The following is a 26,791-nucleotide window of genomic DNA, read 5'->3' on the forward strand; positions in this document are numbered from 1 at the left end:
TCACCCAGCCATGCGTGAAAATGCAACGGACCCGCCGTGCTCGCCTGCTCAAAATCCGGCGCTTCCTGCCCAAGCTGTAACGACATCAAGCTTCCTCCTTCACATCTAGGTTTCCAAGGGCGGCCCGGGCGCGCCGGACGCGTGGCATAATCTCGGCGGCAAAGCGCTGCAACTCGCGCTCCAGCGGCTGGAATTGCAGCATGAAGGTCTCGATTCCCTCGTGGTGGAACGCCAGAATGCGCGAGGCCACCTCATCGTAGCTGCCAACCAGCCCGGCGGCGGTACCGCCATTGGTGCCGACACGAGGCGACTTGGCCATCGTCTGGGTCATGACGACGGCGGGATCGGTATTGGCCCGCTGGATCGCTCGCAACGGCGCATCCAGAGCCGCCAGCTCCATCAAATGGGCCAGTTCCTCCTCCGCCTCGCGGCGCGTGGGCCGCGCGATCACGAAGGCGGAAAGGCCAAAGCGCACCGGCCGGCCGCGCCGCTCTCGCCTTGCGACGTCGGCGATCAACTGGCGCACATCCGGCAGCGCCTGGCCATTGATGAACCAGACATCGCCCCAACGTGCGACGAGGTCGCGCGCCGGCTCAGACTCGCCGCCCACATAGATGCGTGGCCGCGTCCGCCAAATGTCCTTGGGCCAGAGCTCGTAATCCTCGATCGCGAAGAAGCGACCCTTGAAGGTCAAGCGCTCGCCCTCTGTCAGGCGCGAGACGACCTCGATCCATTCCCGGCCATAGGCGTAGCGCTCGTCGTGCTCGGCAAAGCCGATGCCGGCCTTGGCCAGCTCCGGCCGGTTCCAGGCATTGACGAGGTTGATCGCGAAACGGCCCTCGCTGATCGCCTCGATCTGCAGGGCCATCTTGGCCAAGACGACCGGGTGGAAGAGATAGGGCTTGATGGCGGTGATCAGCTCAATCCGCGACGTCGCTTCGGCCAGGGCGGCAGCCGCGCTCCAGGCTTCGAGCTGGTCCATCTCGCCGTGCGGATTGATCGTATGCTGGGCGATCAGCGTCGTGTCGAAGCCCAGTTCCTCGGCCTGCAGCACCAATCGCCGATTGCGCTGCCATGAGGCATCGTAAGGTTCGCGCGGATCCTGGAAGGCGGCGCGATTGCCATGGACGGGCGCCCAGACGCCAAATCTGATAGGATGGGATGTCAAAGCGGTACGCCAAAAGAGCCCAGTTGCACCTTACCGATCACCTCGTGCACGGCGTCCGTGTTGGGCGGATGGAAGGAACCGGCGCGGACGTCACGATAGAGTCGCTCGAGCTCGCCCCGGCGTGACAACGAGCCGGCACCGGCGATCTTCATGGCGAGATCGACAATCGTCTTGGCCTCCTCGACCGCGTGCTGCTTGCTGGCCAACAGCCGGACCAGCCAGGGCGTTTCCGTCGGCCGCTGATGCCACCAATCCTCCGCCGTCTGGTCGAGCAGCGCCTTCACCGACTCCAGGCGGATCGAGGCCTCGCCCGCACTCCAGGCAGTGTAGGGGTGATGCGCGTAGGTCCGCCCGCCCAAGGCATTGGAAGTGCGCTTCTTCGCCTCAGTGATCGCCACGTCGAAGGCCCGCTTGGCGATGCCGTAATAGACGGCACCCAGAGCCGGCATGACGCTGGAGGCGATGCCGTCGGTGAAATCGTCGACTGGCGGTCCGACGGGCAGCACCCGCACGACATGAGCCGCTTCCGCGATCGCGCCCTCGAGGATCGTATCGTCGCTGCGCGTGGCGCGAACCCCCAACGTGTCCCAGGTCTCCGTGGTGCGATGGCCGGGTGCCTCGCGGCGAATGAAGGCATGGACGATGCGCGGCCGGCCGGGATCGGAATCGTCCAGTCCGTGCACGCCAAGCCAGTCCCAGACTGGCGAGAGGCTGGTGAAGATCTTGCGTCCCTCGAACCGGTACCGCCCGTCCGGTAAGGGCCTGGCCTTCGTGCGCGCGAAGGCCAGGCCCAGATCATTGCCGGGCTCACCGTGGCCGGCGGCGAAAATGCGCCCTGCTGCTGCCTCCTCCAGGATGAAGCGGGCGCTCTGATCCCCCTTGCGCCAGAGATGAAGGGCGGCGCCGACCCAATAGAGATGCATGTTCAGGGCCAGGGCGGTCGAGGGCGCGTGATAAGCGAGGCGCGCCTGCTCGTTGACCAGATCGGGCAGGCTCAGCCCGAGGCCGCCCAACTCGACAGGCACTGTGGCGCGCAGATAGCCCAGGGCCTTCAGCTCGTCGAGATCCTCATGAAAAAAGCTATTGTCGCGATCATAGCGCGGCGCCCGCGCCGCGATCCTGGCGAGAACGCCCTCGTCCAGCACCTGGCGCCGCTTCCCGGCCGGACCGGCCTCTGGGGCAGCCTCGACGACACGGAGCGCCTTGTCGGCTTCTCGACCGGCCACTCCCTTGGGCTTCTCGACGACGATGCTGGGCATGATCCCTCCGGCGCGGACGTTAAGATCGCGGACTGGTATCGACCGTCCATCGTCATAAGATGCGGCGGTTATTAATTCAATAGCCGATCGTATTTGTAGACTATAACCCGTGAGATACCGCGGGCAGCGGATCGGCGGCCTGTCTTGAGGCCGCCGCCGGGGTGCAGGTCACGTCCGGTAGCTGTCAGACCGACGAGCGGACATTGCCGCCATGGCCGCCGCCGCCAAAGACCTGCCGCTCGCCGAACGAGGCCCGTAGAGGCGATGGCTGGGGCTCGATGCCCAAGGCGGGGAAAAGCAGTTCCGCCACGCGATAGGCTTCCTCGAGATGCGGGTAGCCCGAGGCGATGACGGTATCGATGCCCAGCTCTTGATACTCGCGCAGCCGGCGGGCCACGGTCGCTGGCGATCCCACCAGGGCCGTGCCGGCACCGGTGCGAACGAGGCCCACACCCGCCCAGAGATTGGGCGAGACCTCGAGCTTGTCGCGCCTTCCATTATGGAGGGCCACCATGCGCGCTTGGCCCACCGAATCCGAATTGCGGCGGAAATTGTCCTGCGCCGTTGCGATCGTTTCGTCCGAGAGCTTCGAGATCAGCCGGTCGGCATCGCGCCAGGCTTCCTCGTCCGTCTCGCGAACGATGAAATGCAGCCGGATGCCGAAGCTCACCTGACTGCCATGGGCGTCGGCCGCCTTGCGCACGGCGGCGATCTTCTCCGCGACCTGCGCCGGGGGCTCGCCCCAGGTCAGATATTTGTCGATCAGGCCGGCTGAGAAATCGATGGCCGCCTCGGAAGAGCCGCCGAAATAGATGGGCGGCCGGGGCTGCTGCACGGGCGGCAGCTGCAGGCGCGCGTTGAGCGCCTTGATATACTTGCCATCGAGATTCGACTTGCCCGTCTCGATCAGCTCGTTGAATACCTTGAAGAATTCGGCCGCATGGTCGTAGCGCTCGTCGTGCGGCAGGAAGATGCCGTCGCCGCCCAGTTCCTGCGCGCTGCCGCCCACGACGATGTTCAACAGCAAGCGGCCGTTGGAGACCCGATCCAGGGTCGAGGCCAGCCGCGCATAATAGGCCGGCGTCGCCGTGCCGGGACGGATCGCCACAAGAAATTTCAGCTTCTCGGTAAAGGCCGCGAGATTGGCCGCCAGGACGAACGATTCCTCGCAGGCCGCGCCCACCGGGATCAGCACGCCCGAATAGCCCAGCCGGTCGGCCGCCGTGGCGATCTCGCGGAAATAGCCGGGATCGGGCGGCCGGCTCAACTCGTCGGAGCCCAGATAGGCGCCGTCGCCGGAGCTTGGAATGAACCAGAGAAAATCCAAAGGCTTTGCCGCCTGGACCACGATGATACTCCTTTAGAACCTTGGCCGCGTTGTCAGTCCGCCTATGGAGGAACGGGCGAGCTGCGCGGAAATTCGGATGCCGGCGGCCGGCCGGTCAGATAGCGCCATGCCGTGGCGGCACATTGCCGTTCAGCCAGTAATCGCCAATGAACTTATACTTCCACCGCACGGGATCATGCACGGAATGGGTCCGGGCGTTGCGCCAGAAGCGATCCAGATCATACTCCGCCAGCGTGGCACTCGATCCGCCAAGCTCGATGATCCGCGATGAGGCCAGGAGGGCCGTCTCCGTCGAGGCGGCCTTGGCCTCGGCGACGGCGATCGAGGCTTCGGCCACGTTTCGCGCCTGCGGTCCAGCCGCCGACTGATCGACCAGGCGCCCTGCCCGCTCCAAGAGCAAGGCCGCAGCGTCGACGCGGACCTTCGTCTCGCCGGCCAGGGCCAGCAGATAGGGATCGTCGGCCGCCCGATCAACGCCGGCATCGCGCCAGGGCCGCGCGCGGTGGCGCACGTAATCGACCATGGCGGCCAGCGAGCCTTCCGCCATGCCCTGCTGGACCGCCGCGTGCATCAATTGGGCATAGGGGCCCATCGCCGTCGGTCGCTCGAAGAGGGCCTGGAAATCCAGAACGCCAAAGGGATGGACCTGCACGTCCTCGAGGACCGTCGTGCCCGACCCGGTCACGCGCTGGCCAAAGCCGCTCCAATCGTCCTTGAGCGTGATTCCCGGCGTCTTTGGCGGCACGAACGCCAGGAGGGTCCGGCCGGTCTCGTCATTGGCGATGACGCCGATCCAGTGGGCGAACAGCACGCCGGTTGAATAGAATTTGCGGCCGTTCAGCCTGTAGCCGTCGTCCTGGCGAACGAAGCGGGTGGCAAAGTCGTGCGCCGTCTTGGTCCCCCGCTCGGAGAGCGCGTTGAAAAAGCGTTCTCCCGCGAGGACGCGATCGAAGAAGAACCGCTTTTGCGCCTCCGTTCCCAAGAGCCGCAGGGCTTCGAGCAGAAAGAAATGATTTTGCGGGATCTGGCCGATCGAGCCGTCGGCGGCGCTCAAGAGCGCGATGACCCGTGCCACGGTGGAAAGCTTGACGCCGGCACCGCCATAGGCCTTGGGCACGGTGATCGCGAAAAGCCCGGCGTCGGAGATCTTATCGAGCTCCTCCCTGGGCAGGATCCGCTCCTGGTCGCGGCGCGCGGCGCCGCTTGCCAGTTCTGCCGCCAGTTCTGCCGCGACGGCCAGCGCCTCCGCATCGTCTCGCAGGATGCGCGCCTGCCCTTGGCGCCGCTCGGGCGGGCGGAAATCGTCGGAGAGGCGATCAATGTCAACCATGCTCGTTCAGCTCCAGGCGTGACGCGGCGGGGCGACACCGTTCAAAAGGTGATTGCCGATATGGAAATATTTCCAGCGAACCGGATCATGCAGCGTATGGGTGCGCGCATTGCGCCAGTAGCGATCGAGATTGTAGCGGGCCAGCGTCGAGCGCGTGCCGGCCAGCTCGTGCAGCTTGTCGCCGGCCTCGATGGCAAGCTCGGTCGTCAGGATCTTGGCCTCGGCGACGCGGATCGTGGCGTTGGCCACCGCCCCGGCATCGGGGCCGTCGAGGATGGCGTCGATCGCCAGGCCGGCACTCTCCAGCATGGCTTCAGCCGCGTGCAGCTTGATCATCAGCTGGCCGACGTCGCGAAGGATGAAGAGATCCTCGCCAGCCGTGGCCTTGCCGCTGTCGAGCCAGGGCCGGCTCGTCTCCTTGACGAACTGGATCGTCGCCTCGATCGCCCCGCGCGCGATGCCGGCATCGACGGCTGCCTGGATGATCTGCGAGACCGCACCGTTGGCGTTCGGCACATCCACCCCCCGCCAGACCGGCACGACGTCGTCGGCCGCGACGGGAACACCCTCCAGCTTGACGCTGCCGCTTGCCGTGATGCGTTGGCCAAAGCCCGACCAGTCATCGGTGATCGTCAGCCCCGGCGCGCCGCGTGGCACGACCGCGAGATTCAAGCGGCCCTCGTCGTCCATGGCGCCCACATGATGGAAATGCGCGAACAAGGCGCCCGTGCAGTAGAATTTCTCGCCATCGAGGACATAGTTCTCGCCGGCCGGCCGGAGTCGCGTCTGAAACTCGGCAACCGTCCGGCTTTGTGCCTCTGAAAAGGCATTGCCCAGGCGATAGCCCTCCAGGATGCGTCCGAACCAGCGCTGCTTTTGCGCCTCGCTGCCAAAGACCCTGAGGACGTCCACGAAGGCCAGGTGATTTTGTGGAATCTGGCCAATCGACGGGTCGGCCGCCGAAATGATGGCGATGACCTTGGCCAGCGTGGCGAACGAGACCCCTGCCCCGCCATAGGCCTTTGGCACCGACATGGCCCAAAGGCCGGAGCCGGAAAAGCGGTCGAGTTCCGCCGCCGGCAGACGGCGCTCGCGATCACGCAGCGCCGCATCCTGGGCAAAATCCTCTGCCAGTTCCCGGGCGACCCGGATCGCCTCCTCGTCGGAGCTTATGCGCTTGGCGCGGGGATGAAGGTCGAAGGTGACGGTGGAAGGCGCTCCCATCAGGCAGGCTCCTCAGCTTTCCTTGATTGGCGGCTTTCTCTCGACGATGCCGCCATTTCCGCCCGTGCCAGCCCTGCTGGATGAGGCGCGTCCAGGCGATCTCGACCGAAGAGCTTTCGCCGCAACGTGCCCTCGGCATAGCTTTTCTTATAAAGACCCCGCCGCTGCAACTCGGGCACCGCATGCTCGATAAAATCGCGAAAGCTGCCGGGCAAGACGGCATAGCTCAGGTTGAACCCGTCTATGTCGGTCTCCTCGGCCCAGCTCTCCAGGGAATCCGCGACCTCGCCCGGGCCGCCGACGGAGAGGGGGCTGAGCCCGCCAATCCCGCACCAGGAGGCGATCTCGCCGATCGTCCAGACCTTGTTTGGATCAGCGCTGCTCATGGCCTCGACAGCCGTTCGGATGCCGTTGCTCTCGATATGCCGGAAGGGCTCATCCAGGCCGTAGCGCGACAGGTCATGGCCGATCCAGCCCGACATCAGGGCAAGTGCACCCGAGGCGGAGGCATGGGCGCGATAGGCGTTCAGGCGCTCTTGCGCCGTCGCGAGGTCGCGGGCCGCGATGACCGTATGCTCCGCCAGGATGCGGATACCGTAGGGATCGAGCCCTGCTGCCCGCCTGGCATCGCGGATCAGGCTCACCGAGCGCTTGAGCACCGTCTTGGAGGGTGCGCCGACAAAGACGCATTCCGCGTGACGGGCGGCAAAGCGCCGGCCGCGCTCGGAGGCCCCGGCCTGGAACAAAAGCGGCGTGCGCTGCGGCGACGGCTCGCTGAGATGAATGCCCGGAACCTCGAAGAAACGGCCGGCATGATGGATCGGATGAACCTTGGCGGGATCGGCATAGACGCCGGCCTTGGTATCGTCGCGGACGGCGTCATCCTCCCAGGAGGCTTCCCAGAGCTTGTAGCAGACGCTGGCGAACTCCTCGGCCAGTTCATAGCGGGCATCGTGATCGAGCTGCGTGCGGCCGAAATTGCGGGCGGCACTGGCAAGGCTGGAGGTGACGATGTTCCAGCCGATCCGCCCGTCCGTCAGGTGGTCGAGCGTGGTGATGCGGCGCGCGAAGGGTACGGGATGGTCGTAGGAGACGGAGGCGGTGACGCCAAAGCCCAGATGTTCGGTCGTGACCGCCATGGCGCTCACAAGCGGGAACGGATCGTTGATCGGCACATGGATCGCCTGTTGCAGCGCCGTGTCGGCATTGCCGCCGAAGACATCGCTCACACCCAGGGAATCGGCGATGAAGAGGGCATCGAAGAGGCCTTCCTCCAGGAGTCGCGCCAGGCCCGTCCAATGGGCCAGCCGCTTGTAATCCCGGCCATGATCGTCGGGATGGGTCCAAAGCCCGGGCGAGAGATGGCTGGGCGTGTTCATGACGAACGCGTTGAAGAGCAAGGGAGTTCTCATGGGGTGCCTCCGGCCAGCCTTCGACCACCGAACGTGAAGGCCAGTGCTAGGAAAATCACCATGCCGGTCGCCAGTTGCTGCCAGTAGAAATTCCAGCCGATCAGCAGGAGGCCGTTGGCCGCGACCGAGATCAGGATAACGCCAAGGAGCGTGCCCTGCACGTTGGCCACATGGCTGCGACTCAAGGTCGTGCCGATGAAGGTGGCGCCGATCGCGTTGAGAAGAAAGGCATTGCCGGCGAAGGGGACATAGACGCTGACCCCCGCTGTCAAGAGGACCCCGGCGATGCCGCAGATCACACCCGCCAGGACATAGACAAGCGCGATGTCGCGATCGACGGGCAGGCCCGAATACCAGGCAACGTTGACCTGCATGCCGGAGGCCGTCAGTCGACGGCCGAAGCTGGAGCGCGACAACAGCAGCGCCATGGCCAGTGCCAGGATGACGACCAGCCAGATCCGCAGATGGACACCGAGGATCAGGCCATGGCCGAGGAATTGAAAGGCGGGCGGCAGCGAGGCGGCCGTGACATAGATCGGGTTGCCGCCATCGGCCAGGAGCTGCTGCAGGCTATGGCCGATGAACAGCGTGCCCAGCGTCGCAAGGAAGGGTGAAATCTTGAGGCGGGTGATGAGCAGCGCGTTGAAGCCGCCGGTCGCAGCCGCGGCAGCCAGGCCAGCGAGAACGGCGATCGTTACGCCCAGATTGACGCGCAGAGCCGCCACGAAGGCCAGCCCCGCCATGTCGATGGCGGTGCCGATCGAGAGATCGATGCCGCCCGTGCGGACGACCAGCGTCATGGCGAAGGCGGCGATCGCCAGGAGGGCCACGTTGTTGACCAGGACGCTCGCAAGGTTGGGGACGGAAAGAAAGCCTTGGGCGTTCCAGCCGAAAAAGGCGAAGGCCAGGACGGTCACGACGGTGATGCCATGGCGGAGAATCAGGTTGGTCATCGACGCGCTCCCGGCCCCAGCTTGCGCGTCGTGGCGACGACCACGAGAATGAGGAAGCCCTGGATGCCGTTGGCCCAGTAGCTGGAGATGGCCAGCAGCTGAAAGCCGTTGACCAGGAAGCCGACGAAAAGCGCGCTGAGCAGCGTGCCGCCGATGGTCGGTCGCAGGCGGCTCGAAAAGACCGTGCCCAGGAACGTCGTGACGATGAGCGGCAGCAGCATCTCGTCGGAGCCCGGCGTCGCGGCGCTCGTGAAGGCCACGGCCAGCACGGCGGCAACGGCCGCCAGCAGACCCGCCAGCACATAGCTGAGCGCCAGATAGAAGCGCACGCGCAGGCCGGCCGCGCGCGCCGCCGCCGGGTTGCCGCCCACACCATAGAGGCGCAGGCCCAAAGGCGTGCCGTGAAGCAGAAGAGCCAGAATGGCGGCCAGGACCAACAGCGCCCATGCCATGACCGGGAAATCGAGCGGCCCCTGGCCCGCCAACCAGTCGAGGAAGGGCGAGGACGCCGGAACCGTCAGGTTCTCCGTCAGCACGAGCTCGGCCCCGGCGCAGACACTCATTGTCGCCAAGGTCGCCAAGAGAGGCAGGATGCCGATGACGGTCACGGCCAAGGCGTTCAGGAGACCCACGCCCAGCCCCGCCAGCAGCGTCAGCCCGAGGGCGGGAAGATCGCCCCAGCCAGCCGTCAGCAGGCTGGCGTAGAGAGCGGCACTCAGGCCGAGATTGGCGGCCAGCGAAAGATCGATGCCGCCTTTGACGAGGTCGCGGCCGCCCGCCGCCACGACCAACGTCAGGGCGAAACCCAGCGTGCCGACGATCGAGGCCTGCGCCAGCACGAGGCCGATATTGCCGGGCGAGAGCAGAAGCGGCGCCCGCCAGGCGAGCAGGGCCAGGATGAAGATGATGGCGATGAGCGAGCCGCTGCGCCACACGAGGCCGGTAACGGGCTGGCTCGGGCCGAGCCCGCCCAGCGCCGCCGCCGTTGGTCGCAGGCGCGAGCTAATGGACGACATGGGCAATCTCGGACTGTCCGGTCAGGATGACATCGAGGAGGGCTGCCGGCGACGTGGTGGCGGCGGGAATAGAGGAAGCCGTCCGGCCGCGATACATGACGAGAATGCGGTGGGTGATGCCGACCAGTTCGTCCAGGTCGTTGGAGAGGACGAGAATGGCCGCGCCATCGCGTGCCAGCCTTTGGACGAGCTCGTAGATCTCGATCTTGGCCGCCACGTCGACGCCGAGCGTCGGCTCGTCCAGGATATAGAGCGGCGCAGCGCGCGTAAGCCACTTGGCCAGCACGACCTTTTGCTGGTTGCCGCCGCTCAAGGAAGCGACGACCGCATCCGGCCCTTCGGCCTTGATGGCCAATTCGCTGATCATCCGCGTGGCGACCTCGCGCTCCAGGCGTGGCCGAAGGAGCCCGCGCCAGCTGAAGCGGGCGAGATTTGCCAGCGTCATGTTGGCAGCGATGCTCATCTCGAGGATCGCACCTTGGTGGCGGCGATCCTCGGGCACGAACGCCACGCCCTGTGCCGCCGCCTCGCGGGGGCTGCGCGCGCGGAAGGGACGATCCTCGATCGAGACCTCGCCGCTGGTGATGCGATCGAGCCCGAAGAGGCTGCGCAGGAGTTCCTTGGCACCCGATCCCTGCAGGCCCGTCAGGCCCAAGACTTCGCCCGCATGCAAGGTGAAGGTGACGTCCTGGAAGTTCCTGCCGTCGCCAAGGGCGCGGGCGGAAAGGACGGGGCGGCCCTTGCTTGCGACCCGGGCGGGGAACATCTCGTTCAGGTCGCGCGCGACCATGAGGGAGGCGATCTCGCGCGAGGAGGTATGGCGGGGATCGACGGTCGCCACCGTCTGGCCGTTGCGCAGGACGGTGACGCGATCGCAAAGTGCCTCGATCTCGCTCAAGTAATGCGAGATGTAGACGACCGTCATGCCGCCCGCGCGCAGCCGGTTCAAGGCCTCGAAGAGATGGTCGATCTCGGCCCGGACCAGTGCCGCGGTCGGCTCGTCGAGGACTAGGACCTGCGGCTCCTGCAAGAGCGCGCGAACGATCTGGACGATCTGCTGCTCGCCCGTCGAAAGCTCGGCGATCAGGCGATTGCCCGGCAGTACGCGGCCGAAATAGCGCTGCATCAGGGCCTGGGCCGAGGCTTGCATCCGCCGCCGCGCGAGGAAGGGGCCCAGGCGAACCTCATGGCCAAGGAACAGGGCCTCCGCCACCGTGAAATCCGGCACGAGCATTCGTTCCTGGTGAATGAAATGAATGCCCGCCGCCTCGACGTCGCGCGGCCGGGCGTCGGCCAGATCTCGCCCGCCGATATGGATCTGGCCGGCATCGGCCTGAACGAGACCGGCCAGGATCTTGATCATGGTCGACTTGCCGGCACCGTTCTGGCCGACCAGGCCGTGAATTTCACCCTTGCGAACGAGAAGCTTTGCCCCTGCCAGCGCCTGAACACCGCCAAAGCGTTTGGTAAGGCCACTCAGAGACAGATAGGCGTCCTCGTCCGGCGCAAGGGCGGTCTCGGGTCTGCTCATGCGCCTCAGGTCGCCTGCCCGACCTGCCGCTGGACCTCGGCCGCGTTCTTCTTGTTCGCGATCACCGCCGGCAGGAAAGTCTGGCTCGGCAAGGTCTGGCCGGCCAGATAGCGGGCGACGTTCTGAACGGCCGCCGTGCCGATGAGCGATGGTTGCTGGACCGCCACGGCACCCGCTGGCGCCTTCGGATCCTTGACGAGGGAGAGGACCTCGGGCGTGCCGTCGACGCCGTAGGTCAGGATCTCGGTGCGGCCGGCGGCGATCAGGGCCTGGGTGGCGCCCAGCTGCGGAATGTCCCAGGCGGACCAGATGGCCGAGATCGAGCCCTTCTCGGGATATTTGCTCAAGAGCGCTGTGATCTGCGCGTAGGAATCCTGGACCGTATTGGGGATGACGTCGCGCAGCTCGGGCTGCACGATCTTCACGTCCGGATAGTATTTGAGGACCTGGAGCAGCTCCTGGTAGCGGATCTCGCAGACGGGAACGCCGGCAAAACCGTTGAAGACGACGAGATTGCCCTTGCCGCCAATGTCGGAGACGAGCTGAAGGGCCAACTGCGCGCCCAAGGAGAAATTGTCCGACGTCGTGTTGTTGATGCTGTTCGTCGAGGGTACGTCGATGGTGAAGACCGGGATGCCCGCCGCCCGCAACCGCTTCAACTGATTGTCGAAGACGGGCAATGTCCCAAGCTGCTGGATCACGGCGTCCGGCTTTTGCGTCAAAAGCGTCTGCAACTGCGCCACGAGCTGCTTGTCGTTGCGCCCGGCATCGAGCCCGATCGGTGTGCCGCCCAGCCTTTCGACCTCGGCGATCTGGGCCTGATAGGACTTGAGGTCGAAGAAATGATCGGTGCCGACGACGCTGATGGCGATCCGCTTGCCGGCGAGCGACGGCACATCATCGCTGCCGCTTTGGGCAAAACTAGGCTTGGCCAGGACCAGGCCGGAAGCCAGCCCCAAACCGACGCCCAAGAGCCCTCGCCGCCCGATGCGTCCCCCTTCGAATGCCGCCATTTCTCTACCCTTCTTCCCGCCAGACCATCGCGTTTGCGCCAATGCCCATATTCCCTATTGTAGCGATAATCAATATAGACTTAGAGCTATCGAGGTCGGGGCATAGGCAGCTCGAACAGCTTCAGGAGAGATGGGGCAATGAGCGAATTAGGCGGTCGCGACGGGCGCGACCGGGCAGCCGGCTATCTTGTCGCCCGCTATGGCGAGGCGGCCAGGGAAATGCTGCCGGCCTCGAACGACGTGATCGCGTGTCTGTTCGCCCATCGCTCGGTGCGCGCCTTTCGTCCCAACCCGGTGCCGGACGATGTCCTGACAACGCTCGTGGCGGCCGCCCAGTCCGCGCCTACCTCCTCCAATCTGCAGGCCTGGAGCGTGGTGGCGGTCGGGGATGAGGATCGCAAGGCCAGGCTGGCGGCACTGGCCGGCCATCAAAACCATGTCCGCGAGGCGCCTCTCTTCCTGGTCTGGCTGGCCGATCTCGCGCGCGCCGCGCGGATAGGCGAGGCGGAAGGCCGGCCCGTGGATGCCACGGCCTATCTCGAGACGACGCTGCTTGCCGTGATCGATGCGGCGCTGGCGGCGCAGAACGCCGTGGTCGCGGCGGAATCGCTGGGTCTGGGCTCCGTCTATATTGGCGGCATCCGCAATGATCCCGCGGCCGTCGCGGCCGAACTGGGCCTGCCGCCTATGGTCTTCCCGGTGGTGGGCCTGGCCCTCGGCTATCCGGACCCCGCGCGGCCGGCAGCGATCAAGCCGCGCCTGCCGCAACATGCCGTCCTGCACCGCGAGCGCTATGACCACGAGGCGGACGCCGGACTGGCGGACTATGAGGACAGGCTGCGCGCCTTCCAGCGCGGCCAGGGCATGGCCGAGGGCGCGTGGCGCGCCCAGGTGGCGGCCAGGTTGGCGGGACCGCAGTCGATGGCGGGCCGGCACCTCCTGCGGGCGGCGTTCGAGCGGCTGGGTTTCGCGCTCCGCTGAACGCCCGCCAGGGCGCCTCAGGCCCGGGCCAGGCGTCAGGGAGTCCAGTCACGCCTCGGCGGCGTCGGGCTCCCGCACCCGGACGGCGCGCGCGGCCTCGCGTCGTTTCACGTCCTCGATGTCGCGATAGCTTGCGCCTGGATGGGGTGCTTTCAGTCTGGGCCCGTCGCCGAAGAGTTTCTCGCGCAGCGTGCCCGGCCGGTAGGCGGTGGGGTAGACGCCGCGCCGTTGCAGCTCGGGTACGAGGTGGCCGACAATGTCCTCGAAGGTCTCGGGCGTCACGGCATAGGCAAGGTTGAAGCCGTCGACGTCGGTCTCCTCGACCCAGGCCTGGAGCTCGTCGGCCACGGTTTGCGCCGAGCCCACCATGAAAGGCCCCATGCCGCCAATGCCGCCCCACTCGGCCAGGTCCTTGATCGTGAAGCGCTCGTCCTCCCCCTTCTCGGAGAAGCTCTCGATGGTCGAGCGGATGGCGTTGGTCTCGATGTTCGGCACGGGGTCGTCCGCACGGAACTGGCCAAAATCGACGCCCGTCCAGCCCGACATGAAGACGAGGGCGCCGTCATAGGAGGCGTAGGAGAAATAGTCCTTGAACTTCGCCTGCGCCTTGGCGTCCGTCTCGTCGACGATCAGGGTCTGGAGCGTGTAGATCCTGAGCTTGCGCGGGTCGCGGCCGGCACGGGCCGCGCGCGCGCGGATGTCGGCGACGAAGCTCTTCAAGCTGCTCTTGGTCAAGGCCGCGACGAAGATGCATTCCGCGTGCTCGGCAGCAAAGCTGCGGCCGGGGCCGGATGCCCCCGCCTGGTAGAGGACCGGCGTGCGCTGCGGCGAGGGCTCGGACAGGTGATAGCCCGGCACCTCGAAATAGCGGCCCTTATGGCCGATCTCGTGCACCTTTTTGGGATCGGTGAAGACACGGCGCACGCGATCGCGCACGACGGCGTCATCCTCCCAGGACCCTTCCAGCAGTTTGTAGATGACCTCCAGATATTCGCGCGCCACCTCGTAGCGGTTGTCGTGCCGGCGGAGCCCGCCCTGGCCGACATTCTTGGCTCCGCTCTCCAGATAGGAGGTGACGATGTTCCAGCCGACCCGGCCCTTGGTGTGGTGGTCGGCCGTGGAAAGGCGGCGCGCGAACGTATAGGGGTGCTCAAAGGAGGTCGACGCGGTGATGCCGATGCCCAGATGCTCGGTCGCGAGCGCGATCGGTGCCGCCAGTTGCAAGGGATCGTTGACCGGAATTTGCGCCGCCTGCTGGATGGCGTGGTAATTACTGCCCTTATAGACATCGTAATAGCCGATCACGTCGGCGATGAAGATGCCGTCAAAGATGCCCCGCTCCAGCGTGCGCGCCAGACCCTGCCAATAGTCCAGGTCCTTGTATGTCCAGGACCGGTCGCGCGGATGCGCCCACAGCCCCGGCGACTGGTGACCCACGCAGTTCATGTCGAACGCGTTGAAATGAATCTGTCGGGACATGAAACCCTCCACATAACCGCCGGGACTCATCCCGGACCGAACGATCAAGGAAAATTCCTATAAGTCTATTATTTTGGTAGTCTATAAGTGAAAATCCAGCCTGTCCACCCCGGCATCTTGTCAACGTCTTTTCCCGGACACCGAAGACAGGACGGCCTGGAACGGCGAAGCCCGCGGGTTATGTTCCAGACAAAGGCGCGAAAGGCGTCGCGGGGCCAGGCGCGGGAGCAAGGATGACGCAATTCGATCTTGGTCGGCACCGGCGGCCGGTCTCGACGGGCTCGCCCGAGGCCCAAGCCTGGTTCGATGTCGGGCTCAACTGGTGCTACGCCTTCAATCACGAGGAGGGCCTCTCCGCCTTCGAGCGGGCGATCGACTACGATGCGGATTGCGCCATGGCCTATTGGGGCGTCGCCTATGCGGTCGGCCCCTTCTACAACCTGACATGGCAGGAGATGGGCGAGGCGGAAGCCCGCCAGGCGACGGAGCGCGGCTACGCGGCCCTGCAGCTTGCCCGCCGCAAGGCAAATAATGCGGCTGAGAGCGGAAGCGCGAACACCCTTGAGCGAGCTCTGATCGAAGCGCTCGGCCGCCGCTTCCAGGCGGCCGAATGTCCCTCGCCCCTGGTCTTCGCGCAGTGGGACGACGCCTATGCGGCGGCCATGCGCGGCGTCCATGCCGACTTTCCCCACGACCATGACGTGACAGCACTCTTCGTCGAAGCCTTGATGATGCGCACCGTCCGGCGCCTCTGGGATCTGAAGACCGGCCTGCCCGCCGCCAACTCCGACGTAGTGGAAGCGCTGGGTGTCTGCGAGCGGGCGATCGCCAGCGCCGACGCGGCGGGCCGGGACCCGCATCCGGCCCTCGTCCATCTGCATATCCACCTGCTCGAAATGTCGACCATGCCGGAGCGGGCACGACGCTCGGCGGACGTTCTGGGCAGGCTTTGCCCGGATGGCGGCCACATGAACCACATGCCCGGCCACATCCACGTCCTTTGTGGCCAGTACGAGAAGGCCAAGCAGGCGAGCCTCGCGGCCATCGCCGCCAATGAACGCTATCGGGCGCAGTCGACGGCTGCCATCTATTATCTATTGAGCTGCTGCCACGACCTCCATCTCTTGATGTTCACCTGCATGTTCTTGGGCCAACTGGCACCGGCGAGAGACGCGGCGGACGGCATACGCCGCCTCATCTCAAGGGCAATCATCGCCCTGCCCGGTCGGCCGAAATTCACCCAGACCGTGGAGGGCTACCATGCCATGAAGTCCCACGTCCTGGTCCGCTTCGGCCGCTGGCAGGAAATCATCGACGAGCCGATGGTCGAGGAACCGGAACTTTATGTGCTCACGACCGCCATGCAGCATTATTCCAAGGGCGTCGCCCACGCGGCGCTGCAAGATTTCGCCAAGGCCGAGGAAGAGCGGCGTCTCTTTCACCGCCACATGGCTGGCATCCCGCCGACGAGGCGCTTTTTGAGCAACCCCACGACCGCCTCGCTGGCGGTCGGCGCCGCGCTTCTGGACGGGGAAATCGCCTATCACCGGGGGCGACACGAGCTGGCCTTCGACCATCTCCGCCGCGCGGTCGAGCTGGACGACAATCTTTCCTACACCGAACCCTGGGCCTGGATGCACCCCCCACGCCATGCGCTGGCGGCGTTGCTACTGGACCGGGGGCATCTGGCCGAGGCCGAGCAGGTCTATCGCGACGATCTCGGCATGAGCGGCCGAGTGCAGCGTTGCGCGCAGCATCCGGAAAATATCTGGGCGCTGCATGGCCTGGTCGAATGCCTGAGCCGGCAAGGCGAGGTGTTGGAGCGGGCCCACCTCCAGGTCCGGCTGGACGAGGCGATGGCCAAGGCCGACGTCCGCATCACGTCCTCATGCCTGTGCCGTCCGGTTGAAGCACCCGACTGCTGCCACTGAGCAACGCTCTCCGGCAACGCCAAAAAGACAAAGGCGGCCCGAAGCGCCGGTCGGCCGCCGGCTGTGCATGGAGGCCATGGCATGCCATGGGGCAGCGAGCGAGAAATTGATGCCGGCATGCGCTGACGTTCGGCGGATAGCCAGTCGACAACGTCAAACCCTATTAATATAATAATGTTTGTGTAATCTTTGACGGAGATCGTGCTCATGCCTGGCCTAAGCCGCAGGTCCCTCCTCATGACCGGCAGCGTCCTCGCATCCGGATCGTTGCTGGCGCGTAAGGCGCGCGCGGCCGCGGCTCCCTTGCGGATCGGCTACCAGAAGGTGGGCCTCCTCGTCGTCGCCAGGCAACAGCGACTGATCGAGAAGCGCGTGGCCGCCAAGGGTGTGGAGGTGAGCTGGTCGGAGTTTCCAGCCGGGCCGCCGCTCATGGAAGCGCTCAATGCCGGCAGCATCGATTTCGGCTATGTGGGTGACACGCCGCCGATCTTCGCGCAGGCGGCCGGCATCCCGTTCGTCTACGTGGCGGCCATTCCGCCGAGCCCGAAGGCCGAGGCGATCATCGTCAAGGAGTCCTCGCCGATCCGCTCCCTGCAGGACCTTAAGGGGCGGCGGCTCGGCTTCACCAAGGCTTCCAGCTCGCATAACCTCACGGTTGCGGCGCTGGACAAAGCGGGCATCGACTATAGCGACATCACGCCCGTCTATCTGGCACCGGCCGATGCCGCCGCCGCCTTTGCCAGCGATGCGATCGATGCCTGGACGATCTGGGACCCCTTCCTCGCGGTAGGCGAGAAAGCCTCGCCGACGCGCCGGATCGTAAGCTCGGGCGAGCTCTTGCAGGCCTATCCCTATCTCCTGGCCAGCCGCAACTTTGCGAGCGAGCATGCGGACCTCTTGAACGATACGCTGGCAGCACTCAAGGAAGCCGCCGCCTGGGCGGACTCGCATCGAGGCGAGCTGGCGGTGGCGCTGGCCCAGGTGACGGGGGTCGAGATCGAGGCGCAGCGGCTTGCCGCCGATCGCACCAGCTTTGGCGTGGTGCCCATCGACGCCAAGATCATCGCGGCCCAACAGGCCACGGCCGACCGCTTCCAAAGGCTGGGCCTCATTCCCGAGCGGGTCGACGTCGAGGCAGCCATCTGGCGGGCATGAACGACGGTGCTGCCGCGCCAGAAGCACTTTTCGAAGCCGCCGCGCTAGAGCCGCTTCTCGAAGAAGCTATCCGGGTAGGGATCGTCGTTGAACCGCTCGATCTCCTGCCAGCCCAGGCGGCGATAGAGCCTGGCCGCTTCGGGCAGGGCTTTGTTGTTGGTATCGAGGCGCAAGAGGGTGATCGCAAGGCCGCGCGCGGCCGTCTCGGCCGCCTCCATGAGGCGCCGGGCCAGGCCCAGGCCCCGTGCCGCCGGCGCCACCCAGAGCCGCTTGATCTCCGCGGCCTCGCCGCCGCTGCCCTTCACTCCGACGCAGCCGATCGGCATGCCGTCGGAGACGGCGACGAGAAACGCACCGCGTGGCCGGATCATGTCCCTGGCCTCCGGATCGCGCGAACGTGCGACCTCAAAGCCTTTTTCGAACCGAGAGGCGAGCTCGGCATAATACTGACTAAGACAATGACGGGCCGCGTCGCTGCGCGGATCGGTCTCTTCCAGGACGATCCGCTGGCGCCCGAGTGCGGTGGCGATCAGATCCATGGCGGCCAGGAGAAGATCCGGTCGTGGATGGCTGGCCAGCATGGCCCTTGCCTGATCGTTGGAGAGATCCTCATAGGCCTGGAACTCGCGCTGGCCGGCCGGGCTCAACCTGGCGATGCGCCGCCGCGCGTCCTCCTGGTGCGGCACGGTCTCGATCAGGCCTTCTTCCTCCAGGCCGCGCAACAAGCGGCTCATCAGCCCGGAATCGAGGCCCAGATAGTCGCGGATGGCGGCGACGTCGCCGTGACCCTGGCCGATGGCATTGAGGACGCGCGCAGCGCCAAGCGGACGGCCACGCCCGAGAAAGGATGTATCGAGCGCCCCCACCTCCGAGGTGACGGCGCGGTTGAAGCGGCGCACATGCGCAACGGTATCGTCGATCATTTTTCTGACCTAAGTCAGATAAATTATGCTGTCAATCGACGGTGGTGCTGTGCGAACTCTTGTCGGGCCTGTCTCAAGCGCCTTGGTTGTTCGCGGCGGTGGCGAATGCCTATATGCCGGCAGCGGGCCGGTCGCCGTCCTTGGGCATCGGTCAAAGGCGGCAAGGCAAGGCAAAGCGAGCGTCATAGGTATCGTCGATGAAGATCGTCTCCAGAAAGCCGCTCGAGCCCGATCGCCCTTCCCAGCCGGAAGCGGCGCGTGTAGCACCTCTGGCCGTCCTGCCGGTCTTCATGACCCTGGAAGGCCGCCGGGCGGTCGTCATCGGCGCCAGCGATGCGGCGGCCTGGAAGGCGGAACTGCTGGCCGCCGCCGGGGCTGCCGTCGAGGTCGTGGCGACCGAGCCGGGTACCGAGATGGCACGTCTCCTGGCTGACGAGGGCTTTGCCGGCCGACTGCTCCATCGTGCCCGACCATGGGAGCAAGTGGCGCTGGCCGGTGCTGCCATCATCGTCGCCGACGCGACGGGTGATGCGGAGGCGGCGGCAATCAGGGCGGCGGCACGCGCGGCGGGCGTGCCGCTCAACGTCATCGACAAGCCCCTTTTCAGCGACGTTGCCTTCGGCTCGATCGTCAATCGCTCGCCGGTGGTGGTCGGCATCTCAACCGAAGGTGCTGCGCCGATCCTGGGCCAGGCGATCCGCCGCCGGATCGAGGCCCTTCTTCCGCATTCGCTACAGGCCTGGGCGAGGCTGGCCCAGTCGGTGCGGGCACGGTTGAACGAACGGCTGGCGAGCCTGTCTTTGCGCCGCATCTTCTGGGAGAGCTTCGTCGATCGGGCCTTCGGTCCCGCGCCGACGCCGGCTGATGTGGCCGCTGTCGATGCGGATCTCGAGCGGCTCGCGAAAAGCCCACTGCCGGCTGGTCGCGTGACTCTGGTCGGGGCGGGTCCTGGCGATGTCGAGCTTTTGACGATCAAGGCCGTGCGCGCATTGCAGTCGGCCGATGTCATCCTGTTCGATGATCTCGTGGCCGACGAGGTCCTGGAGATGGCGCGGCGCGAGGCAAGGCGAATCCTGGTCGGCAAGCGCGGCGGGCGGCCGAGTTGCAAGCAGGAGGAAATCAACGAGCTGATGCTCAAGCTGGCGCGGTCCGGGCGTCACGTCGTCCGGCTGAAATCCGGCGATCCCATGATCTTTGGCCGTGCCGGCGAGGAGATCGCGCAGCTGGACCAGGCGGGCATCCCTGTCGAGATCGTCCCCGGCATCACGACGGGCATCGCCCTGGCCGCGGCCTTGGGCATCTCGCTCACGCATCGCGACCAGGCTCGCTCGGTACGCTTCGTCACCGGCCATTCGCGCCAGGGCGGCCTGCCGGACGATCTGGACTGGCGCGCGATCGCCGATCCGGCCACGACGACGATCTTCTACATGGCCGGGCGGACCGCCTGCCTGATTCGCGACCGGCTGGAGGCCCAGGGCCTGAGCCCGGCCACCAAGATCGCGGTCGCGGCCTCGCTAAGCCGACCGAACCAGCGACTCTGGCAGGGCCAGTTGGCCGACCTGCCCCGCCTCATTGAGGAGGCGGGCAGCGACGAGCCCTTGATCCTTGGCATCGGCAATGTCTTCGCGCCACGCCAGCGCCGGGACGGCGGGGCCGAGGACGAGCTGGCCGCCCGCGCGCGGGCCTGAACGAGGCCTTTGCCTAGCCGGCCTGGCCGAGCTCGAAATTGGCCAGCGTCTCGAGGGCGCGGATCAAGGCCGAGTGGTCCCAGCCCTGGCCGCCATGCGCGGCACAGGCATTGAACATTTCCTGGGCCGTGGCGGTATTGGGCAGCGCGACGCCGAGCTGGCGGGCGGCCCCTAGTGCCAGGTTCAGGTCCTTCTGATGCAAGGCGATGCGAAAGCCCGGCTCGAAGGTCCGCTTCACCATCCGCTCGCCATGCACCTCGAGGACCTTGGAGGAGGCGAAGCCACCCATGAGGGCCTGGCGCACGCGGGCGGGATCAGCGCCGGCCTTGGCGGCAAACAGCAGCGCCTCGGCCACCGCCTGGATGTTCATGGCGACGATCATCTGGTTGGCGACCTTGGCCGTCTGGCCGGCACCCACCTCGCCCACCAGGGTGATGTTCTTGCCCATGAGCTCGAAGAAGGGCTTCACCTTGGCAAAGACCGCCTCCTTGCCGCCCACCATGATCGAGAGCGTGGCGGCCTTGGCCCCCACCTGGCCGCCCGAGACCGGCGCGTCCAGATAATCGCAGCCCAGCGCCTCGATGCGGGCGGCGAACGCCTTGGTCTCGATGGGCGAGATCGAGGACATGTCGACGACAATGGTGCCGGGAGTCAGGCCTTCAGCCGCGCCATCGGCGCCAAAGAGCACCTCCTCGACGTCGGGCGTGTCGGAAACCATGACGAAGAGGATCTCGGCCTTGGCCGCCACGGCCGTCTTGCTTGGCGCGGCGATCAGCCCCTTGGCCAGGAGGTCCTCGGGCAGTCCGCGACGGCCGAAGGCGTGGATGGTGTGGCCGGCCGCCAGCAGGTGCTCCGCCATGGGGGCGCCCATGATGCCAAGGCCGATGAAACCCAGAATGCTCATGCGTCGATCCTTGCAGGTCGCGGGAAGATAGTCTCAGGAATAGATGTCACGCAGCCTTTGCGTCGCGGCGCGGAAAAGGCCGAGGTCGGAGCCGACGGCAACGAAGGTGCAGCCCTGCTCCAGATAGCGGCGCGCATCGGCTTCGACGGGCGCCAGGATACCCGAGGCCTTGCCGGCCTCGCGCGCGATCCGAAACACGGTCTGGATGGCCTCCTGGACCTCCGGATGCCCAGGATCGCCCAGGTGGCCGAGCGCGCCCGCGAGGTCGGAGGGTCCGACAAAGAGGCAATCGACGCCCGGGACGGCGGCGATCTCGGCCGCGGCTGCCACACCCGCGGCGTTCTCGATCTGGACCACGAGGGTGATGTTGTCGTTGATCGTCGCCAGATAGTCCTTGACCGTGCCGTAGCGGTTGGAGCGCTGTGCGACCGAGATGCCGCGTATGCCGGCTGGCGGGTAGCGGGTGGCGGCTACCGCTGCCCTGGCCTCGGCAGCGGACTGAACGAAGGGGATGAGGAAATTATAGAAGCCCGCGTCCAGGAGACGCTTGAGGAGGACGGCGTCGTTCCAGGCCGCGCGCACCACCGGGGCGGAACTGCTGTCCTTGAGCGCCATCAATTGCGGGATGAGCGAGAGGACATCGTTGGGCGCGTGCTCGGTATCGAGGAGGAGCCAGTCGAACCCGGCCAGACCCAGGACCTCGGTCGTGATCGGCGAGCCCAGGGCCGACCAGCAGCCGATCAGGCGCTTGCCCGCCAGAAGGTCGCGGCGCAGGCTGTTGGGCAAGGGGGAATAGGGCAGCCGTTCGGCCATCGGGATCCCTTTCTTCTTGAATGACAGAGCTGAGGAGCGGTCCGGGCGCTCAGGTCACCGGCGCCGGGTTGAAGACCGCCAGGGCATTGTGCAGGCCCCAGACGTCGGACCAGGGCTTCTTGCCGCTCGCCACCTCGAGGATGAGGCGAAACAGTTCCCAGCCTACCTCCTCGATCGAGGCCTCGCCCGTGGCGATTCGGCCGGCATCGAGGTCCATCAGATCGTGCCAGCGGGCGGCGAGATCCCGGCGCGTGGCGACCTTGATCACCGGTGCCGCCGCCAGGCCGTAGGGCGTGCCGCGACCGGTCGTGAAGACCTGCAGCGTCATGCCCGAAGCCAGTTGCTGCGTGCCGCAGACAAAGTCCGAGGCCGGCGTCGCTGCGAAGATCAGGCCCTTGGTGGTTGCCCGCTCGCCCGGCGCCAGCACCGCCTGGATCGGGCTGGTGCCCGACTTGACGATCGAGCCCAGCGCCTTCTCGACGATGTTGGAAAGCCCGCCCTTCTTGTTGCCTGGCGAGGGATTGGCGCTGCGGTCGGTCGACCCCCGGGCCAGGTAGTCGTCATACCATGCCATCTCGCGGATCAGCGCCTTGCCCACCGCCTCGTCGACGACGCGCGGCGTCAGGAGATGGACGGCGTCCCGCACCTCGGTGACCTCGGAGAACATCACCGTGCCGCCCGCCCGGACGATGAGGTCGGCGGCATAGCCCACGGCCGGGTTGGCGGTGACACCGGAGAAGGCATCCGAGCCGCCGCATTGGAGGCCCACTACAAGGTCGGCGGCGGGGCAGGTCTCGCGGCGACGGCGGTTCAAGAGCTCGAGCCTGGCCTCGGCCATCTCGAGAATGCCTGAGACCATCGCCTGGAAGCCGGTGAAGCGCTCGTCCTGGAGGCTGAGAATATTGCGCCTCGCCGCCTCGGGCGAAAGCTCCGGCATCAGCCGCTCGGGCTGCAGCTTCTCGCAGCCGAGGCCGATCACCAGGATCTCGCCGCCGAAATTGGGATTGAGCGTCAGGTTCTGGACGGTGCGGATCGGCACGATGGCAGCTGGCGCGTTGATCGCAACGCCGCAGCCATAGAGATGATTGAGCCCGACCACGTCATCGACATGCGGGTATTTCGGCAAGAGACGCTGCTTGATCAGCGCCACCACATGGTCGACGACGCCGGCCACGCAATGCACGCTGGTCGAGATGCCCAGTATGTTGCGCGTGCCGACCGACCCGTCGGCGTTGCGGTAGCCTTGAAAACTGTAGCCCTCCAAAGGCGGCAGCGGTGCGGGCACGTTCGTGGCAAGCGGCAGACTCGCCAGAGGCGGCGGTTCGGGCAGCTCCACCAGGAACTCGTTGACCCAGGCCCCCTTGCCGAGCGGCAGCGTCGCATAGCCGATCGTCTCGCCATAGCGGATGACCGCCCCCCCTTTCGGAATGTCGGCGAGGGCAACTTTGTGCCCCTGCGGCACGGCATCGACCAGAACGAGGCCGTCCTCCAGCCTCGCCCCCGCCTTCAGGCCGCCGGAATTGACTACGATCGCCACGTTGTCGCTTGGATGGAGCTTGATGCAGAGCGGCCTGGCCGGCGTCGCGGGGGGAGCGTTCATGGCTCATCCAATTACAGGAAGAAGCCCGGCTGGAGCCGGGCCCGTCATCGACGATGAAAGGACAAAGGCAACAGGCATGGCGTGACTCATCCCCGGCTCACGGTGGCAGGCAGGAGCGAGTGACGCAGGTCCACCCGGCGAATGGTGCCCACCATGAAGACCATGGCCAGGAGGGCCACCAGGGCACTCAGGCCGACGAAGGTCAAGGCCGAGGCGAAAGAGCCGGTGGTCTCGAGGATGTAGCCGATCACGATCGGCGTGACGATGCCGGCCGCGTTGCCGAACATGTTGAAGAGCGCGCCCGAGAGACCGCCGGCTTGCCTGGGCGAGGTATCGGAGACCACGGCCCAGCCCAGGGCGCCCACGCCTTTGCCGAAGAAAGCCAGCGACATGAAGAAGACCACGAGCGCGTCCGATACCACATAATTGCAGGCGATCATCGCCATCGCCAGCAGCATGCCGGCGACAATGGGTGCCTTGCGCGCCGCCGTCAGCGACCAGCCGGCCTTGATCAGTCGGTCCGAAACCCAGCCGCCAAGGACCCCGCCCAGAAAGCCGCAGATCGCTGGCAGCGAGGCAACGAAACCCGCCTTCAAGATCGTCATGTGTCGCTCGGTGACGAGATAGACCGGAAACCAGGTCAGGAAAAAGTAAGTCAAGACGTTGATGCAGAACTGAAAGATATAGAGTCCCATCAACATGCGATTACGCAGGAGTTCGACGATGCATTTGAGCGTATCGACCTCCTTGGGACCAGTCGACGTGCTGTCCAACTCGACCAGCGCCCCGCCCTCGCGAATATAGTCGAGCTCAGCACTGTTCACGTCCGGGTGCGACAAGGGCCCGTGAACCAGGCGGTTCCAGAACAGGGCCACGATGAGGCCGAGGCCGCCCATGGCGTAGAAGACCGCTTGCCAGCCGAAGCTGTGAACGATCCAGCCCATGATCGGCGCGAAAAAGGCCGTGGCGAAATACTGGGCCGAATTGAAGATCGCGGAGGCGAAGCCGCGCTCGCTGGTTGGAAACCAGGCCGAGGTGAGCCGGCCATTGCCGGGGAAGGAGGGTGCTTCCGCCGCGCCGACCAGGAAGCGCAGCGTGAAGAGGACCGCCACCGCCGCAGCGCCGGAGAGGAAACCGACGCCGCCCTGGAAGATCGTCAGGAGCGACCAGAGCGTGAGGCTGCAGAAATAGGTGACCTTCGAGCCGAAGCGGTCGAGCAGCCAGCCACCCGGCAACTGGGCCAGGACATAGGACCAGGCGAAGGCGGAGAAGACATAGCCCAACTGTACCGGCGAGAGGCCGAGGGCCGCCCGCAGGTCGGGACCGGCTATGGAAAGCGTGGCGCGATCGGCGAAATTGATCGTGGTGACGATGAAGAGAATGGCAAGGATGCCCCAGCGGACGCGCGTGCGCGTCGCCGCCAAGGGTAAAGTCGCGTCCAGCACCTTCGTCGCCATGGTTTTGCCCTTCTAGCGTCCCTGAGAATTCGCGTGTCGCGCACTGCAAGGCAGAGCACGGAGATCACACCGGATCGACGCCGCGACGCCCTCTCGTCCGGGCGTCGACCTTGCCGGGAGCCATTCACGTGGCTCCTCGTTTCGCCAACCTCACTTGTATCAATAAATGACAAATTTTCGGTCTGTCCAGCTTTATATAATACAAATCAGACAATAGATTTCAGGACAGAGTAGCCGCCCAGCGCTCCCTTTCCTGCGCTGTGACCCGTGCCTGGCCCCCGTCCCCACGAGCAGGGCATAGCGACGCAATCTCGGCGCGACTCGCCGCCTATGTAGCGCTGTCGGTCGGCGCACCCCCGGCCGGGAGGACGCGGCTGTCTGGAGGCCACAAGGCTGTCCCCTCGCCCGCCGCCACCTGCACAAGCCTGAAGTGCTGGTGTAGAGATCGACCTCCGGTGCCGCCCCGAGACGGCGACCGCAAAGCGAGACGGCATGGCCCTGAAGACGACGCAGGCGCACACGAGAATGACCGCCAGGGACGAACGAACGCAGGCCACCCGCCCGTCTGGACGGATGACGCTCGGCGACCGGGTCTATGACGAGATCTTGCACCTCATCATCAACGCGAAGATCCCCGAGGGAGGCCGGCTGCCCACGGAGGCGCAGTTCTGCCAGCTTTATTCAGTCTCACGCACCGTCGTCCGCGACGCCCTTTCCCGCCTCAGGATCGATGGCGTCATTACCTCCAGGCAAGGCCAGGGCAGCATCGTCGTGCGCCGCCCGAACGCGGGCGTCTTCAGCTTCCCCTTCGTCAGCAGCATCGCCGACATGCAGCGCTTCTTCGAGTTCCGCCAGCTCGTCGAGGGCGAGGCCGCTGCTCTTGCCGCCGCCCGGCGCTCGCCCGATGAACTGGCCCGCATCCGCGCCGCGTTCGACGCCGTCTCCCGCGCACTGGCGAGTAACGAACCCGGGGTCGAGGAAGACCTGGCCTTCCACTTCGCCATCGCCGATGCCGCCCACAACAAGTTCCTCGCAACGCCGCTTATCTCCGCCCGGGACAATTACATCCAGTGCATCCAGTTCGCCCGCGCCCTGTCGGCCAAGCCCGACGAACGTCTGGGCCAGCGCCTCCAGAGCGAACACCGCCGCATCCTCGAGGCCATCGAAGCCGCTGACGATCAGGCCGCCCGCACCGCCATGATCGCCCACCTTACCAACACCAGAGATCGTGTGTTCCTCGGCGACTGATGGAAGAAGCCTTCGGCGACCAGGAGGCACCGCCTCCTGGACCTGGGGGGCGTTGGGTGGGTCGGACAGCGGGTGGCGCATGAGACCGATTGTATAAGGACTATATTCCTTGTACAGTGGGCCCCATGGACTGGACCGATCGCCTCGCCCCCAAGCCGCCACGGCGCCGCTATCCCTTCTGGGCCAGGCGTGATCGCAGGCGCACGGCCCAGGCCATGGCGGCCGGACGTACCGCCGAGGAGATGGCGCTCGTCAATCGCGTGCCCGTCATGGAAGTCGAGAAGCTGCTGCGGGACGAGGAGTTCCAGGAGCTGCTTCGGCATTACAGCGCGGTGGCATCGCTCCCTTATGAGGAGCG

Annotated in this window: 22 protein-coding genes; 6 read left to right on the forward strand and 16 right to left on the reverse strand. The window is 66.0% G+C overall.

What is annotated here, in order from left to right; translation table 11 throughout:
• Window positions 1-85: 85 nt before the first annotated feature.
• The 10 genes from CFB17_RS18475 to CFB17_RS18520 form a co-directional block, all read right to left on the reverse strand.
• Entirely contained in the window at window positions 86-1,168 is a 1,083-nt protein-coding gene (locus CFB17_RS18475; protein ID WP_088563063.1) for an LLM class flavin-dependent oxidoreductase, read from the reverse strand.
• Entirely contained in the window at window positions 1,165-2,427 is a 1,263-nt protein-coding gene (locus CFB17_RS18480; protein WP_088563064.1) for an acyl-CoA dehydrogenase family protein, read from the reverse strand. The genes CFB17_RS18475 and CFB17_RS18480 overlap by 4 nt, the downstream gene beginning before the upstream one ends.
• Window positions 2,428-2,611: 184 nt before the next feature.
• The gene (gene ssuD, locus CFB17_RS18485; RefSeq protein WP_088563065.1) at window positions 2,612-3,775 is read right to left on the reverse strand and encodes an FMNH2-dependent alkanesulfonate monooxygenase; all 1,164 of its coding nucleotides are present in this window, start codon (window positions 3,773-3,775) and stop codon (window positions 2,612-2,614) included.
• A gap of 94 nt (window positions 3,776-3,869) precedes the next feature.
• Window positions 3,870-5,105 carry an SfnB family sulfur acquisition oxidoreductase gene (locus CFB17_RS18490; protein ID WP_088563066.1) on the reverse strand — a complete coding sequence of 412 codons (1,236 nt, stop codon included), beginning with the start codon at window positions 5,103-5,105 and terminating at the stop codon, window positions 3,870-3,872.
• A gap of 6 nt (window positions 5,106-5,111) precedes the next feature.
• Window positions 5,112-6,329 (reverse strand): SfnB family sulfur acquisition oxidoreductase, encoded by a 1,218-nt coding sequence (locus tag CFB17_RS18495; protein WP_088563067.1) that lies wholly within the window; start codon window positions 6,327-6,329, stop codon window positions 5,112-5,114.
• Window positions 6,329-7,741 (reverse strand): LLM class flavin-dependent oxidoreductase, encoded by a 1,413-nt coding sequence (locus tag CFB17_RS18500; RefSeq protein WP_088563068.1) that lies wholly within the window; start codon window positions 7,739-7,741, stop codon window positions 6,329-6,331. Before CFB17_RS18500 ends, CFB17_RS18495 begins: the two co-directional genes overlap by 1 nt.
• The gene (locus CFB17_RS18505; protein WP_088563069.1) at window positions 7,738-8,694 is read right to left on the reverse strand and encodes an ABC transporter permease; all 957 of its coding nucleotides are present in this window, start codon (window positions 8,692-8,694) and stop codon (window positions 7,738-7,740) included. The genes CFB17_RS18500 and CFB17_RS18505 overlap by 4 nt, the downstream gene beginning before the upstream one ends.
• On the reverse strand, window positions 8,691-9,710 hold the full coding sequence (locus CFB17_RS18510; RefSeq protein ID WP_088563070.1) for an ABC transporter permease: 1,020 nt from the start codon (window positions 9,708-9,710) through the stop codon (window positions 8,691-8,693). The genes CFB17_RS18505 and CFB17_RS18510 overlap by 4 nt, the downstream gene beginning before the upstream one ends.
• Window positions 9,697-11,241, reverse strand: coding sequence for a sugar ABC transporter ATP-binding protein (locus CFB17_RS18515; protein ID WP_088563071.1), 1,545 nt, complete (start codon window positions 11,239-11,241; stop codon window positions 9,697-9,699). Before CFB17_RS18515 ends, CFB17_RS18510 begins: the two co-directional genes overlap by 14 nt.
• Before the next feature lie 5 nt (window positions 11,242-11,246).
• Window positions 11,247-12,254, reverse strand: a complete 1,008-nt coding sequence (locus tag CFB17_RS18520) for a sugar ABC transporter substrate-binding protein (RefSeq protein ID WP_088563072.1) — start codon at window positions 12,252-12,254, stop codon at window positions 11,247-11,249.
• A gap of 138 nt (window positions 12,255-12,392) precedes the next feature.
• Here CFB17_RS18520 and CFB17_RS18525 point away from each other — a divergent pair, with 138 nt between their 5' ends.
• Window positions 12,393-13,235 (forward strand): NADPH-dependent oxidoreductase, encoded by an 843-nt coding sequence (locus CFB17_RS18525; RefSeq protein ID WP_165769710.1) that lies wholly within the window; start codon window positions 12,393-12,395, stop codon window positions 13,233-13,235.
• 48 nt (window positions 13,236-13,283) lie between these two features.
• Here CFB17_RS18525 and CFB17_RS18530 read toward each other — a convergent pair whose 3' ends face one another.
• Window positions 13,284-14,714, reverse strand: a complete 1,431-nt coding sequence (locus CFB17_RS18530) for an LLM class flavin-dependent oxidoreductase (RefSeq protein WP_088563082.1) — start codon at window positions 14,712-14,714, stop codon at window positions 13,284-13,286.
• A gap of 233 nt (window positions 14,715-14,947) precedes the next feature.
• Here CFB17_RS18530 and CFB17_RS18535 point away from each other — a divergent pair, with 233 nt between their 5' ends.
• Window positions 14,948-16,645 (forward strand): hypothetical protein, encoded by a 1,698-nt coding sequence (locus tag CFB17_RS18535; protein ID WP_088563073.1) that lies wholly within the window; start codon window positions 14,948-14,950, stop codon window positions 16,643-16,645.
• A 207-nt stretch (window positions 16,646-16,852) separates the two neighbouring features.
• On the forward strand, window positions 16,853-17,800 hold the full coding sequence (locus CFB17_RS18540; protein WP_088563083.1) for an aliphatic sulfonate ABC transporter substrate-binding protein: 948 nt from the start codon (window positions 16,853-16,855) through the stop codon (window positions 17,798-17,800).
• Between the two features lie 44 nt (window positions 17,801-17,844).
• Here the strand turns inward: CFB17_RS18540 and CFB17_RS18545 are convergent, their stop codons facing one another.
• On the reverse strand, window positions 17,845-18,723 hold the full coding sequence (locus CFB17_RS18545; RefSeq protein ID WP_088563074.1) for a bifunctional helix-turn-helix transcriptional regulator/GNAT family N-acetyltransferase: 879 nt from the start codon (window positions 18,721-18,723) through the stop codon (window positions 17,845-17,847).
• A gap of 197 nt (window positions 18,724-18,920) precedes the next feature.
• Between CFB17_RS18545 and cysG the strand changes: the two genes are divergently transcribed.
• A complete protein-coding gene (gene cysG, locus CFB17_RS18550) occupies window positions 18,921-20,411 on the forward strand; it encodes a siroheme synthase CysG (protein ID WP_088563075.1) in 1,491 nt (496 codons plus the stop codon).
• Between the two features lie 13 nt (window positions 20,412-20,424).
• Here the strand turns inward: cysG and CFB17_RS18555 are convergent, their stop codons facing one another.
• The 4 genes from CFB17_RS18555 to CFB17_RS18570 form a co-directional block, all read right to left on the reverse strand.
• Entirely contained in the window at window positions 20,425-21,315 is an 891-nt protein-coding gene (locus CFB17_RS18555; protein ID WP_088563076.1) for a 2-hydroxy-3-oxopropionate reductase, read from the reverse strand.
• Window positions 21,316-21,348: 33 nt separating this feature from the next.
• Window positions 21,349-22,128 (reverse strand): 2-dehydro-3-deoxyglucarate aldolase, encoded by a 780-nt coding sequence (garL, locus tag CFB17_RS18560; RefSeq protein ID WP_088563077.1) that lies wholly within the window; start codon window positions 22,126-22,128, stop codon window positions 21,349-21,351.
• Between the two features lie 49 nt (window positions 22,129-22,177).
• On the reverse strand, window positions 22,178-23,728 hold the full coding sequence (garD, locus tag CFB17_RS18565; protein ID WP_088563078.1) for a galactarate dehydratase: 1,551 nt from the start codon (window positions 23,726-23,728) through the stop codon (window positions 22,178-22,180).
• 86 nt (window positions 23,729-23,814) lie between these two features.
• Window positions 23,815-25,185, reverse strand: a complete 1,371-nt coding sequence (locus CFB17_RS18570; RefSeq protein WP_088563079.1) for an MFS transporter — start codon at window positions 25,183-25,185, stop codon at window positions 23,815-23,817.
• Window positions 25,186-25,758: 573 nt separating this feature from the next.
• Between CFB17_RS18570 and CFB17_RS18575 the strand changes: the two genes are divergently transcribed.
• Together CFB17_RS18575 and CFB17_RS18580 are read left to right on the forward strand one after the other, a co-directional pair.
• Entirely contained in the window at window positions 25,759-26,433 is a 675-nt protein-coding gene (locus CFB17_RS18575) for a FadR/GntR family transcriptional regulator (RefSeq protein ID WP_165769711.1), read from the forward strand.
• 125 nt (window positions 26,434-26,558) lie between these two features.
• On the forward strand, window positions 26,559-26,791 hold a 233-nt coding region (locus CFB17_RS18580; protein WP_133063959.1), incomplete at its 3' end, for a hypothetical protein.

Origin of the sequence: Arboricoccus pini, assembly GCF_900187945.1 — a bacterium.
GTDB lineage: Bacteria > Pseudomonadota > Alphaproteobacteria > Geminicoccales > Geminicoccaceae > Arboricoccus > Arboricoccus pini.